The organism is Rosenbergiella nectarea, assembly GCF_900111105.1.
Classification (GTDB): Bacteria; Pseudomonadota; Gammaproteobacteria; order Enterobacterales; family Enterobacteriaceae; genus Rosenbergiella; species Rosenbergiella nectarea.
The window spans coordinates 437,869-451,902 of sequence record NZ_FOGC01000001.1 but is presented as its reverse complement, the minus strand read 5'-3'; the positions used below and the strand labels follow the sequence as shown (position 1 = coordinate 451,902).

Annotated in this window: 11 protein-coding genes; 6 read left to right on the top strand and 5 right to left on the bottom strand. The window is 48.8% G+C overall.

The annotated features are described in order from the left end of the window. Positions 1-4: 4 nt before the first annotated feature. A complete protein-coding gene (gene djlA / locus BMX14_RS02140; protein WP_092672040.1) occupies positions 5-817 on the bottom strand; it encodes a co-chaperone DjlA in 813 nt (270 codons plus the stop codon). Positions 818-998: 181 nt separating this feature from the next. Between djlA and lptD the strand changes: the two genes are divergently transcribed. The 6 genes from lptD to apaH are packed head-to-tail and all read left to right on the top strand — an operon-like array spanning position 999 to position 7,740. Further along, positions 999-3,356 carry an LPS assembly protein LptD gene (lptD, locus tag BMX14_RS02135; RefSeq protein WP_092672037.1) on the top strand — a complete coding sequence of 786 codons (2,358 nt, stop codon included), beginning with the start codon at positions 999-1,001 and terminating at the stop codon, positions 3,354-3,356. A gap of 54 nt (positions 3,357-3,410) precedes the next feature. Further along, positions 3,411-4,706, top strand: a complete 1,296-nt coding sequence (gene surA / locus BMX14_RS02130) for a peptidylprolyl isomerase SurA (protein WP_092672033.1) — start codon at positions 3,411-3,413, stop codon at positions 4,704-4,706. Beyond that, on the top strand, positions 4,699-5,691 hold the full coding sequence (gene pdxA, locus BMX14_RS02125) for a 4-hydroxythreonine-4-phosphate dehydrogenase PdxA (protein ID WP_092672030.1): 993 nt from the start codon (positions 4,699-4,701) through the stop codon (positions 5,689-5,691). Before surA ends, pdxA begins: the two co-directional genes overlap by 8 nt. After that, positions 5,684-6,511: a 16S rRNA (adenine(1518)-N(6)/adenine(1519)-N(6))-dimethyltransferase RsmA gene (rsmA, locus tag BMX14_RS02120; protein ID WP_092672027.1), complete on the top strand. Its 828-nt coding sequence runs from the start codon at positions 5,684-5,686 to the stop codon at positions 6,509-6,511. The genes pdxA and rsmA overlap by 8 nt, the downstream gene beginning before the upstream one ends. Continuing rightward, on the top strand, positions 6,511-6,888 hold the full coding sequence (gene apaG, locus BMX14_RS02115; RefSeq protein WP_092672024.1) for a Co2+/Mg2+ efflux protein ApaG: 378 nt from the start codon (positions 6,511-6,513) through the stop codon (positions 6,886-6,888). The genes rsmA and apaG overlap by 1 nt, the downstream gene beginning before the upstream one ends. 24 nt (positions 6,889-6,912) lie before the next feature. Next, positions 6,913-7,740 (top strand): bis(5'-nucleosyl)-tetraphosphatase (symmetrical) ApaH, encoded by an 828-nt coding sequence (gene apaH, locus BMX14_RS02110; RefSeq protein WP_092672021.1) that lies wholly within the window; start codon positions 6,913-6,915, stop codon positions 7,738-7,740. A gap of 13 nt (positions 7,741-7,753) precedes the next feature. On the opposite strand, the gene folA is transcribed toward apaH, so the two are convergent. From folA to dapB, 4 genes are all read right to left on the bottom strand, one after another. Then, entirely contained in the window at positions 7,754-8,239 is a 486-nt protein-coding gene (folA, locus tag BMX14_RS02105) for a type 3 dihydrofolate reductase (protein ID WP_092672018.1), read from the bottom strand. 128 nt (positions 8,240-8,367) lie between these two features. Further along, positions 8,368-11,592 carry a carbamoyl-phosphate synthase large subunit gene (gene carB, locus BMX14_RS02100; RefSeq protein WP_092672015.1) on the bottom strand — a complete coding sequence of 1,075 codons (3,225 nt, stop codon included), beginning with the start codon at positions 11,590-11,592 and terminating at the stop codon, positions 8,368-8,370. A 14-nt stretch (positions 11,593-11,606) separates the two neighbouring features. After that, on the bottom strand, positions 11,607-12,755 hold the full coding sequence (gene carA, locus BMX14_RS02095) for a glutamine-hydrolyzing carbamoyl-phosphate synthase small subunit (RefSeq protein ID WP_092672012.1): 1,149 nt from the start codon (positions 12,753-12,755) through the stop codon (positions 11,607-11,609). Positions 12,756-13,207: 452 nt separating this feature from the next. Further along, positions 13,208-14,014, bottom strand: a complete 807-nt coding sequence (gene dapB / locus BMX14_RS02090) for a 4-hydroxy-tetrahydrodipicolinate reductase (protein ID WP_092672458.1) — start codon at positions 14,012-14,014, stop codon at positions 13,208-13,210. Positions 14,015-14,034: the final 20 nt, after the last annotated feature.

The window sequence follows — 14,034 nt, the reverse complement described above, 5'->3', positions numbered from 1 at the left end:
GAAACTAGAAGCCTTTCTGTGTGCGGATGAGCTCATACGCCGATTGAATTTTTTGCGCTTTCTCTTTGGCTAGCGTCATCATCTCTGGGGGTAATCCTTTGGCCACCAGCTTATCCGGATGATGTTCGCTCATTAATTTGCGATAGGCTCGTTTGATGGTTAAGGCATCGTCCTCTGGGGAGACTCCTAATACCGAGCAAGCATCCTGCAGGGTCGGCCCTTGTGGCGCTTGACGAAAGCCCCCTTGTTGTTGCGAGTAGCCTTGCTGTCCAAAATGGCTTCCACCGGTCATCATGCGGATGAATAGTTCAAACTGCTGACGAGAAATTCCCAACTCTTCCGCAATAATATATAAGACTTGCTGCTCATTCGGATGGAGCTCACCGTCTGCCAGTGCCGCCTGAATCTGGATTTCCAGAAAAATCTTAATTAGATCAACCCGTCCAACACACGCCTGTCTGAATCCGCGTAATTTTTGGCGTAACGGAAAATCGGTCTCTTTCCCCTCACGAAATGCTTGCTGCGCCAGTTGGCGGGATGCGCCTTGCAGCTGCATGCGGTCCATAATGGTTGACGCCAGCTGGATATCCGCCTCCGTGACGCGGCCTTTAGATTTGGTTAAGTGTCCCATCACTTGGAAGGTCGTGATGAAAAATAGATTCTGTCGTGAGTGAGCGGTGCCCTTAAAATTTCCAGCAAAATTGGACATTACCGTATCGACGAGATGCCCGAGGAGTACGCCGCCGACGATGCCCCAAAACCCTACCCCTGAAAAGAGTCCCAATAAAAAACCAATAACTTTGCCTCGGTAGCGCATAAACTCCTCAATTCGTCATGCTAATGTTTTCATTTTCGATTATCATACCCGTCATTTACTAAACCGCCTATCGCTAAACCAGCTTAATCACGATTATCGCTGGCGCTGATACTTTCGGTAAGTTACTCTTTATCGGACTGCTGGCCCCTCGCCAGAACTAACGGAATCTTAGATACCGCGTATGAATAAAAGACTACCTACATTGCTGGCCACTATGATTGGATCAGCCCTATACAGCCAGTATTCGCTTGCTGACGATCTGATGTCGCAATGTATGCTGGGCGTGCCTTCTTATAATCGTCCGCTGGTCAATAGCGACCCGAATACGCAGCCCGTCACTATTCATTCAGAGAGTGTGAAGGGTAACTACCCTGACGATGCGGTATTTGATGGTAAAGTAGATGTTAATAAAGGGAATAGCCGACTGCGTGCTGACCAAGTGCAAATCCATCAACGCCAGCAAGCCGGGCAAAATACCCCCACCCGTACGGTGGACGCACTCGGAAATGTTCACTACGACGATAATCAAGTTATCTTAAAAGGCCCTAAAGCCTGGTCCAATCTAAACACTAAAGATACTAATGTGTGGGACGGAAACTATCAGATGGTTGACCGTCAGGGACGCGGGACTGGCTCGCAGATGAAGCAACGCGGTAACAACCGCTATACTATTTTAGAAAATGGTAGCTTTACCACCTGCTTACCGAATGCCAATAGCTGGAGTGTTGTAGGTTCGGAAATTATTGAAGACCGCCAAGAAGAAGTGGCGGAGATCTGGAATGCGAGATTTAAAATCGGCTCAGTGCCTATTTTTTATAGTCCTTATCTGCAAATACCAATCGGCGATCGCCGTCGGTCTGGTTTCCTGATCCCTAATGCGAAATATGGCAGTAGGAACGGCTTCGAATTTATGTTGCCTTATTACTGGAACATCGCGCCACAGATGGATGCCACCATTACGCCGCATTACATGAGCAAACGCGGTATGCAGTTGCAGAACGAGTTCCGTTATCTCTCCGTGTTAGGCGCGGGGCTGATGGAGTTCGACTATCTGGGTTCCGATAATCAGTACGACAAACAAAAAGATGCCCGTGGTATCGCCGATGGTGATAGTTCTAAGCGTTGGTTATTCTACTGGCAACATAGTGGGGTCTATGACCAACACTGGCGCTTCAATGCTAACTACACCAAAGTCAGTGACCGCTACTATTTTAACGATCTGGATTCTAAATATTACAGCTCCACTGACGGTTATGCCGATCAGAAGTTCAGCTTCGGGTATGCGGATAAAAATTGGGACGCCACCCTGTCGACACGCGATTTCCAAACCTTCAATAAGCTGGATACTAGCATCTACCGCACATTACCGCAGTTAGATGTTAATCTTTACCAAAATGATGTTGGACCGTTCGATACCCACGTTTATGGTCAGTTCGCACGCTTTACCAATACTAACTCGCGCCTCCCCCGCGCAACGCGACTGCACATCGAACCGACTATTGATTTACCCCTGTCCAATGGCTGGGCAAGCTTAAATACCGAAGCAAAATTGCTGGCGACTCACTACCAGCAAGAGCACTTGCAAAATGCTAACGACCTCCCTAACGGTGGCGATTATAATCTGAAAAGCTCGGTAAACCGGACGCTGCCACAATTTAAGGTTGACGGTAAATTAGTCTTTGATCGGGATATGGATTGGGCGCAAGGCTACACCCAAACGTTGGAACCGCGTGTTCAATACCTCTACACGCCTTATCGTAACCAAAATAATATCTACCCTTACGATTCAACACTATTACAAACCGACTACACAGGCCTGTTCCGCGATCGCACGTATAGCGGATTAGATCGTATTGCCTCGACCAACCAACTGGCCACCGGGGTCACGACACGTATCTATGATGAAAATTTAGTTGAACGTTTCAACGCTTCCGTAGGTCAAATCTACGCGTTTACTCGCTCACGTACGGGTGACCCGTCGGATGATAATGATACGGGAAGTATTATTTGGGCTGGTGATACTTACTGGCGTATGACTGACCAATGGGGTTTACGTGGGGGTTTGCAGTATGACACCCACTTAAATAACGTGGCGCAAGGTAATGCCGGTATTGAATACCGCCAAGATAGTGACCGTGTGATACAACTGAACTATCGCTATAGTAGCCCTGAATACATTGCTCGCGCGATGAATAACTCAATTTATACCACTAGCCCAATCTATAAGAACGGGATTTCGCAAGTGGGTGCTACCGCTAGCTGGCCAATTGCTGATGCATGGTCTGTTGTCGGTGCCTACTATTATGATACACGTAATAGTAAGCCCGCTGAGCAGCTGCTTGGCGTGCAATATAGCTCTTGTTGCTACGCGATACGCTTGGGTTATGAACGTAAGATCAATGGCTGGCAAAACAATACCAGTGAGTACGATAATCAGGTCTCATTTAATATTGAGTTCAGAGGATTAGGGGCGAACTACGGTTTAGGTTCTGCAGAAATGCGGACTCAGGGAATTATCCCTTATCAGCCAACGTTTTAATCATTAGTCGATAACCGGTAATTTCCGCATTGCGGTCTTAACGATGGAAAATGTATGAAGAATTGGAAACTCCTGATGCTGGGCGCTTTAATGGCGAATGCAAGTCATGCTTTCGCAGCGCCTCAAGTCATTGATAAAGTTGCAGCCGTTGTCAACAATGGCGTAGTACTCGAAAGTGATGTTGATAACATGATGTCTTCTGTCAAGAGCCAAGCTCGTCAGGCCGGTCAACAGCTGCCCGACGATGCCACGCTGCGCCATCAGATTTTAGAGCGTCAGATCATGGATAGTATCATCATGCAACAAGGTCAGCGCGCCGGCGTGAACATTAGCGATCAAGAGGTCGATGAGGCGATTAAAAATATCGCTGCTCAGAACCATATGACGCTCGACCAGTTACGTAGCCGTTTAGCCTACGATGGTATGAACTATGCCACCTATCGCACACAAATCCGTCATGAAATGACGATTGCTGCGGTGAGAAATAACGAAGTACGGAGTCGCATCACGATTCTGCCTCAAGAAGTCGATACATTAGCAAAACAAGTCGCCGCGCAAAACGTCCCGGGCACCGAGATGAATCTGAGCATGATCTTGCTTCCTCTTCCTGAAAACCCGACGCAACAACAAGTTGATGATGAAGAAGATCTCGCCAAGAAATTAGTGGGTGAACTGCGTGGTGGTGCGAACTTCGGTAAGATGGCAGTGACCTATTCTGCGTCACCTGAAGCGCTGAAGGGCGGCAACATGGGTTGGGGTAAAATTGAAGAGCTCCCTTCTCTTTTTAGCCAAGCGTTAAGTACTTCACAAAAAGGCGACATCGTTGGTCCAATCCGTTCCGGCGTCGGCTTCCATATTATCAGAGTGAATGATATGCGTGGCGAAAGTAAAAACGTCTCCGTGACTGAAGTCCATGCTCGCCATATCTTGGTTAAAACCTCACCTATCATGAATGATGACCAAGCACGCGCGAAGATAGAGCAGATCGCAGCCGATATTCGCAGTGGAAAAACCACTTTTTCGAATGCAGCGCGCCAAAACTCTGATGATCCAGGTTCGGCTAACCAAGGCGGCGATTTAGGCTGGGCGTCTCCAACAATCTACGATCCTGCTTTCCGTGATGCATTAATGCACTTATCACCGAATAAGCTTAGCCAACCGGTACGCTCTTCTTTCGGCTGGCACCTGATTGAACTCTTAGGGACTCGCCAAGTTGATAAGACCGATGAAGCAGAGAAAGACAGAGCTTACCGCATTCTCTTCAATCGTAAGTTTGCCGAAGAAGCGCAAACCTGGATGCAAGAAGAACGCGCCTCTGCCTACGTTAAAATCTTAGACTCTAATGGCTAATACTCCACGTATTGCTATCACTCCCGGTGAGCCCGCCGGGATTGGCCCTGACCTGATTGTGCAGTTAGCACAACAGGCTTGGCCCGTCGAACTGGTTGTCTGTGCTGACCGCGCGTTACTCTTACAACGTGCTGCAGTGCTGGGATTACCCCTTACCCTGCACCCCTATCAACCACAAGAATCTGCACAGCCTCAAGCGGCCGGCAGCCTAACACTCTGTTCTATTCCGTTGTCTGCCGCGGCAAAACCTGGTGAGCTGAATTCCGCTAACAGCCAGTATGTATTGAATTCGCTCGCGCGCGCTTGTGATGGGAATTTACACGGCGAATTCGATGCTTTGGTGACAGGTCCAGTCCATAAGGGCGTCATCAATGATGCAGGCATCCCTTTTACCGGCCATACTGAATTTTTCGCTGAACGTTCTTCAACCCCCCGAGTCGTGATGATGCTGGCGACGGAAGCGTTGCGCGTGGCCCTCGCCACAACCCATCTGCCGTTAAAAGATGTCTCTGCCGCGATTACTCAGCAGAGCTTGCGCGAAGTGATCACCATCTTGCACGCTGACTTGTGCCGTAAATTTGGGCTGACTGATCCTCACATTCTGGTCAGTGGACTGAATCCGCATGCCGGCGAAAATGGTCATATGGGTCGGGAAGAGATCGAGGTGATTGAGCCAGTATTAGCTGAATTACGACAGAAAGGCTTCAGATTAAGCGGTCCCCTTCCTGCTGATACGCTATTTCAACCGAAATATTTGCAACAGGCGGATGCGGTGCTGGCCATGTATCACGACCAAGGCCTCCCCGTACTTAAATATCAAGGGTTTGGTCGCGCCGTGAATATCACTCTCGGCTTACCTTTTATCCGGACTTCAGTCGACCATGGCACAGCCCTCGACTTAGCCGGTACACACCAGGCGGATACTGGCAGCTTTATCACTGCGCTTCGCCTTGCTATCACTATGATTAAGAGTAGTAATGAATAATCGCGTACATCAGGGGCACTTTGCCCGCAAACGTTTTGGACAAAACTTCCTGAATGACAGCTATGTCATCGAGAGCATTGTTGCCGCCATCCATCCGACTAAACAAGATGCCATGGTCGAGATTGGGCCAGGCCTAGGCGCCCTTACCGAACCGGTTGGTGAGCACCTTGATGTGCTGACCGTTGTCGAGTTAGACCGCGATCTCGCCGCCCGCTTACAGACACACCCCTTTTTAGGTCCTAAACTGACTATCTTTCAACAAGATGCGATGACCTTTAACTTTGGCGAACTGGCTGAGCAAAAAGGACAGTCCTTAAGGGTGTTCGGTAACTTGCCTTATAACATCTCGACGCCTCTGATGTTCCATCTTTTTAGCTTCACCAAAGCCATCAAAGATATGCATTTTATGCTGCAAAAAGAGGTGGTCAACCGCTTGGTCGCGGGACCTGACAGTAAAGCCTACGGCCGTTTAACCGTCATGGCACAATACTATTGCCAAGTCATCCCGGTGCTTGAAGTCCCTCCCCATGCCTTTACGCCGCCACCTAAAGTTGATTCGGCAGTCGTGCGCTTAGTCCCTCATCAACAGTCACCTTATCCTGAGGTCGATGTGCGTGTGCTTGGCCGTATTACCTTAGAGGCATTCGGAAAACGCCGCAAAACATTACGTAATAGCCTAGGCCATCTGTTCAGTACTGAAGTCCTCGATCAGCTGGGGATTAGCGGCACACTTCGCGCAGAAAATGTTACTGTTGCTCAATACTGTCAGCTGGCCCAATGGTTATCAGCACACCCTCCCCAGCAAACTCGCGAGGAATAATGTCGGAAACTACCGCCTTAACGATTAGCGTAACCACTCATTATCTTCCGGCGCACTCGGCGCCGGATGCCAATCAGTATCAATTCGCCTACACTATTACTTTAGAGAACCACAGTGACCAGCCGATGCAGCTCCTTGAGCGCTATTGGCTTATCACTGACGGTAACGAAAAAAAGACTGAGGTGGAAGGTGAAGGCGTGATCGGTAAGCAGCCGACTTTACAGGTAGGCGAGCGATTCCAGTACACTAGCGGTGCAATGCTTGAGACCCCAGTCGGTACAATGCAAGGCCATTACCTGATGCGAAATGAGGATGGAAGTGAGTTTAAGGCTCCTATTCCTATGTTTCTATTAGCCGTTGAAGGCGCCCTGCATTAAGCTTACTTTCCTGAAAGGGTGATAATGAGTACCTATTTAATCGGTGATATTCACGGCTGCTATCAAGAGCTCTGCCAATTGCTGGATCAGGTTGCTTTTGATCCGACTCAGGACCAATTATGGCTCACTGGTGACTTGGTTGCTCGTGGCCCCGATTCGCTGAAGGTATTACGGAAAGTCAAATCACTCGGCGACTCAGTACGACTCGTACTGGGTAATCATGATCTTCACTTACTGGCGGTCTATGCTGGGGTCAGTAAAAATAAATCTAAGGATCGTTTACAGCCGCTGCTCGACGCAGAAGATTGCGACGAATTAATTAACTGGTTACGTCGCCAGCCGTTGCTACAAATCGACCAAGAAAAACAGCTCATCATGGCGCATGCCGGTATTACACCACAGTGGGATTTAGAGACGGCGCAACGCTGTGCGGGCGATATTGAGGCCGTGTTAGCAAGCGATAGTTATCCACTGCTACTGGATGCCATGTATGGCGACATGCCAAATAATTGGTCTGAAAATCTCAGCGGTTTGGCACGGTTACGCTTTAGTACTAACGCCTTAACCCGGATGCGCTACTGTTTCCCAGGCGGTCAGTTAGATATGATCTGTAAAGAAAAACCTGAAGAGGCAACGCCCCCCTTAAAACCTTGGTTCGATATACCACGACAGTTACCCGAAGATTTTACCATCGTATTTGGACACTGGGCGTCACTAGAAGGTAAAGGCACCCCGAGCAATGTCATTGGGCTCGATACTGGCTGCTGCTGGGGGGGAGAATTAACGCTGCTGCGTTGGGAAGATGGCCGCTATTTTCATCAGCCTTCTACACAACAGAAAGCCGATGAATAACGTAGCCTTGCGATTAAGTACGCCGCTCTAAGATCTCAAAACAGAGGCCGTAATTATTGGCCTCATCTGCATCCCGAAACTCACTGAATACCGACTCCCACTGATCAGGATCGTATTCTGGAAATTGAGTATCCCCTTCAATCTCGGCATCCACATGGGTCAAATACAGTTTTTGTGCCTGAGGTAATAATTGCTGATAGAGATTCCCCCCACCAATAACCATAATTTCTTCTGCATCCGCGGCACTGGCGATCGCCTCATCAATTGAGGTTACCCAAATAATATTTTCTTGGGCAGGTTGTGCCTGACGACTGATCACGATATTTTTCCGGCCCGGAAGTGGGCGGCCAATCGACTCAAAGGTCTTGCGACCCATGATGATAGGTTTACCCAGAGTTTGCTGTTTAAACCACGCGAAGTCGGCGGGAAGATGCCACGGCATTTGATTTTCATTACCGATAATACGGTCGGTTGCCATCGCGGCAATTAGGCTTAACATAGTCGCACTCTCTGCATAAAAGACGCGCAATCATACGAGAAGGCGTGACGTTAGTCGAGAGGGATTAGCGGGAAATATAGGATTTGAAAAAAAATAACGGCCTCATTGCGAGGCCGTTATCAGCGGGCTTAAGCTTTCAGCTCAGCATGCATTTCTTGCACAGAGATAACGCGCTCTGTTGGGTCAGCATTCAGAGCCATCGCCGTCGCAAATCCACCATTCATGGTGGTGTCGTAGTGTACTTTATACTGCAGTGCGCTACGGCGAATTAAGCGTGAATCTTCGATAGCCTGACGTCCTGCGGTAGTGTTAACGATATAAGCGTATTCACCATTTTTCAGACGGTCTTGGATATGGGGACGGCCTTCATGCACCTTATTGACGAGACGAGGATTAATGCCCGCTTCGCCCAATACCACTGCCGTACCGTGAGTTGCATCCAATTCAAAGCCAAACTTCACTAATTTCGCTGCTAAATCGACGACGCGTTTTTTATCGCCTTCACGCACCGAAAGTAACGCACGACCTTGTTTCTTCATCGTGGCTTGCGCACCCAGCATCGCTTTAGAGAACGCTTCAGCAAAGGTACGGCCAACGCCCATCACTTCCCCGGTCGAGCGCATCTCTGGCCCAAGAATCGGGTCAACGCCTTGGAATTTATTGAAAGGAAGCACCACTTCTTTTACCGAGTAGTAAGGCGGGATCACTTCTTCCGTTACGCCTTGCTCTGCCAAGGTTTTGCCTGCCATCACGCGTGCAGCCACTTTCGCTAAAGGTACCCCTGTCGCTTTCGAAACAAAGGGAACGGTTCGTGCAGCGCGAGGGTTAACCTCAATCAAATAGACTTCATTATCCTTGACCGCAAATTGGACATTCATCAGACCACGAACATTAAGCTCGAAAGCCAATTGCTCAACTTGCTTACGCATAACGTCTTGAATCGCTTTGCTAAGCGTATAAGCTGGCAGAGAACAGGCTGAGTCACCGGAGTGAACACCAGCTTGCTCGATGTGCTCCATAATGCCGCCAATCAACACGCGCTCGCCATCGCAAATCGCATCAACGTCTACTTCGATGGCATCATCTAAGAAGCGGTCAAGTAGGACGGGCGCATCGTTCGAAACAGAGACAGCCGTTTGGAAGTAACGCTTTAGATCCTGCTCGTCATAAACGATTTCCATGGCACGGCCACCGAGTACATAAGATGGACGAACCACTAATGGGTAGCCCAGGCTCGCGGCGCGCTCAACAGCTTGCTCCAGTGCCGTCACCGTAGCATTCGCCGGTTGCTTTAACGCTAAACGATCGACCGCTTGTTGGAAGCGCTCACGGTCTTCAGCTCGGTCAATGGCATCAGGGCTGGTACCAATCACCGGCACACCGGCCGCTTCTAAGGCACGTGCGAGTTTCAGGGGCGTCTGTCCGCCATATTGCACGATAACCCCTTTAGGTTTTTCGATGCGGACAATTTCCAACACGTCTTCGAAGGTGACCGGTTCAAAGTAGAGACGGTCTGAGGTGTCGTAGTCTGTGGAGACTGTTTCAGGGTTACAGTTAACCATGATGGTTTGGTAACCATCTTCGCGCAGCGCTAAGGCCGCATGCACACAGCAGTAGTCAAACTCGATCCCTTGACCAATACGGTTTGGACCACCGCCCAAGATCATGATTTTTTCACGATCGCTGTCTGGCTGCGCTTCACACTCTTCTTCATAAGTGGAATACATGTAGGCCGTATCTGTCGCAAATTCAGCCGCACAGGTATCTACACGCTTATAGACTGGGTAGAGGTTATATTGTTGACGTAATTTACGAATTTCCGCTTCGGCCACACCGGTTAAGGTGGCTAAGCGCGCATCGGCAAACCCTTTACGCTTCAGTTGACGCAGGAAGTCAGCGGTAAGGATTTGAACACCACCACGGGTAACCTGTGCTTCAAGGCGCACCAGTTCCTCAATTTGAACTAAGAACCAGCGGTCGATATTGGTCAGGTTAAACACGCCTTCGACCGACATGCCATGGCGGAATGCATCGGCAACATACCAGATACGGTCTGCACCGGCATCTTTTAGTTCACGGCGGATTTTGGTCAAGGCTTCAACGTCGTCGGCATCGACTTTCGGGTCAAAGCCCGTCGCCCCAACTTCCAGTCCACGTAACGCTTTTTGCATTGATTCTTGTAGGGTACGGCCTATCGCCATCACTTCCCCAACAGATTTCATTTGCGTGGTCAGACGGTCATTAGTACCTGCAAATTTCTCGAAGTTGAAACGAGGGATTTTGGTGACAACGTAGTCGATAGACGGTTCGAATGACGCCGGCGTTTGCCCGCCAGTAATATCATTCATTAACTCATCTAAGGTGTAGCCGACTGCCAATTTGGCCGCAATTTTCGCAATCGGGAAGCCCGTTGCTTTAGAGGCTAACGCAGAAGAACGCGATACACGTGGGTTCATCTCGATGATGATTAAGCGACCATTTTCTGGGTTGACCGAGAACTGAACGTTTGACCCACCCGTTTCGACACCAATCTCACGCAATACCGCCATCGAGGCGTTACGCATGATTTGATACTCTTTATCCGTCAGAGTCTGGGCAGGTGCGACGGTGATGGAGTCACCGGTATGGATCCCCATCGCATCGAAATTTTCAATCGAACAGACAATGATGCAGTTATCATTTTTGTCCCGCACCACTTCCATTTCATACTCTTTCCAACCAATCAGTGATTCATCAATCAGCAATTCATTAGTCGGTGAGAGATCGAGGCCACGCTCACAGATCTCTTCAAACTCTTCACGGTTATAGGCAATCCCGCCCCCCGTCCCGCCCATGGTGAACGATGGACGGATAATGCAGGGGAAGCCCACATCTTCGGCTACCGCTAACGCCTCTTCCATGGTGTGCGCAATACCGGAACGTGCGGTGTCTAAGCCGATTTTTTTCATCGCTTTATCAAAACGCTGACGGTCTTCGGCTTTATCGATCGCATCTGCTGTTGCACCAATCATGGTTACGCCGAACTCTTCAAGGACCCCTTGACGCTCGAGCTCTAACGCACAGTTCAGTGCTGTCTGGCCGCCCATGGTCGGTAATACCGCATCAGGGCGCTCTTTTTCAATAATTTTTCTGACGACTTGCCAGTTGATCGGCTCAATATATGTTGCATCAGCCATATCTGGATCAGTCATGATGGTCGCCGGGTTGGAGTTAACCAAAATAACCCGATAACCTTCTTCACGTAATGCTTTACAGGCTTGTGCGCCCGAGTAGTCAAATTCACAGGCTTGACCGATGACAATCGGGCCAGCACCTAAGATCAGGATAGATTTGAGGTCAGTACGTTTTGGCATTGCTTCTCTCCTGATTACGCTTTAACGCCGCGGTAAGCATTGATAAGTTCAATAAAGTGGTCGAATAACGGTGCTGCATCATGCGGGCCAGGGCTTGCTTCTGGGTGACCTTGGAAGCTGAAAGCCGGCTTGTCGGTACGATGAATCCCTTGCACAGTATGGTCGAACAGTGAGCGGTGAGTAACACGCAAGCACTCTGGCAGTTGCTGATCATCTACCGCAAATCCATGGTTTTGTGCCGTGATCATGACAACGTTGTTATCGAAGTCTTTTACCGGGTGGTTACCACCGTGATGCCCCAACTTCATTTTCACCGTTTTCGCTCCGCTCGCCAACGCAAGCAGTTGATGCCCCAAACAGATGCCGAAGACTGGGATGTCTGTCTTAAGAAACGCTTGGATTGCGCTAATCGCATAGTCACAAGGCTCTGGGTCCCCTGGGCCGTTAGATAGGAAAATCCCATCTGGATTAAGGGCTAAGACTTCTTCTGCTGAGGTCTGTGCTGGCACTACTGTCAGCTTACATCCACGGTCTACCAGCATACGTAAGATATTGTGTTTCGCGCCGAAATCGTAAGCGACCACATGCCAAGGCAGGTCAGCCTCGTCACGCGCATCGGGTAGTTCATTTTCCAGTGTCCAACTTCCCTGCTTCCAGCTGTAGCTTTCTGAGGTAGTGACTTCTTTTGCTAAGTCCATTCCCTTCAAGCCTGGGAAAGCTTTAGCTTTTTCTAAGGCCAGAGCAACATCTGGATTATCCCCTGCGACGATGCAGCCGTTTTGCGCACCTTTTTCGCGAAGAAGTCGGGTCAGCTTACGAGTATCGATATCCGCAATCGCTACAATGTTGTGTTGTGTTAAGTAGGACGATAAATCGCTCGTGCTGCGATAGTTACTGGCAATTAGAGGCAGGTCACGAATAACAAGGCCTTGCGCATGAACGGAAGAAGCCTCTGCATCGGCGGGATTAGTACCGACATTACCAATATGGGGATAAGTGAGAGTGACGATTTGGCGGGAGTAGGAAGGATCAGTAAGGATTTCTTGATAACCGGTCATTGATGTATTGAAAACGACCTCTCCGACTGCCGATCCCAATGCGCCGATCGCCCGGCCGTGAAACTCGGTTCCGTCTTCCAGAACCAAAATTGCTGACTTAGTCAAAACTTCCTCCAGGGAATAAATAGTCACTGTTCATGCATATTAATTCAATTAGTGAGATTAAATCAATGCAAAAATGCCTGCCTATCTGGATTTTGGCAAATTGGCGGCATTCTAATGATCCCTAGGGCTGATGTCTATACTGAAGAGGAATTAATTTATTTTTTTTACGGCTTTCATCGCGATTTCTCATTTTTCACGATGAAAAGGGATCTTATCTGGTCGAAAAAAACGTTTGCTGAGAAAGAATTAGCAATAATAAACAGAGCAGCACCCAAATAGACTATAAAATACCCAATAAAAGGGGAAAAGTAGACCATTCGGTAAAATTAAATGATCTAAATATTAAAAAATATGCATTTAATCAAGAATAAATGCCAAACAAATAAAAATCGGCACTTTTCGATTAAAATGCCGATATATCAATGAATTAAAATAACTATAACCAACTTAAATTAGAAGTCCAATACATCCTTCATCGAGTAAAGACCAGGTTTCTTGCCAATTAACCAAGATGAAGCCTTAACTGCCCCTTTTGCGAAAGTCATACGACTGGAAGCCTTGTGAGTTATCTCTATACGCTCACCGATATCTGCAAAAATAGCGGTATGCTCACCTACGATATCGCCTGCTCTAATCGTCGAGAAACCAATGGTACCGGCCTTTCTTTCACCCGTAATCCCTTCTCTCGCATAGACAGCATGCTCATCCAACGACCAGTCCATTGCTGTCGCAATCGCTTCGCCCATGGCCAGCGCAGTGCCTGAGGGGGCATCAACTTTGTGACGATGATGGGCTTCGACGATTTCAATATCGGTATAGTCCCCCATCACCTTAGCGGCCTGATCCAAAAGGTTCAGCATTAGATTAACGCCGACACTAAAATTCGCAGCAAAGACTACCGGGATATGTTGAGCCGCTTGCGCAATCTGTTGCTTGCCTGCCTCATCAAAACCAGTCGTCCCGATAACGATCGATTTGTGGTGCTGACGACAGAGTTTAAGGAGGTCGAGGGTAAGTTCCGGACGGGTAAAATCGATTAAAATATCAAAGTCATCGATGACCTGCTGAATATCATCCACAACCGCGATGCCCAGTGAGCCAATACCCACTAACTCGCCTGCGTCACATCCTTTCAGTGACGAGCCTCGGCGCACGATCACCGCCCCCAGTTGAACGGAATCGTCGGCGTGAACCGCTTCGATTAATTGTTTCCCCATGCGGCCAGATGCGCCGATGATAGCAATACGTGTTGCAGCCATAACAAAAACCCTATCTGTAT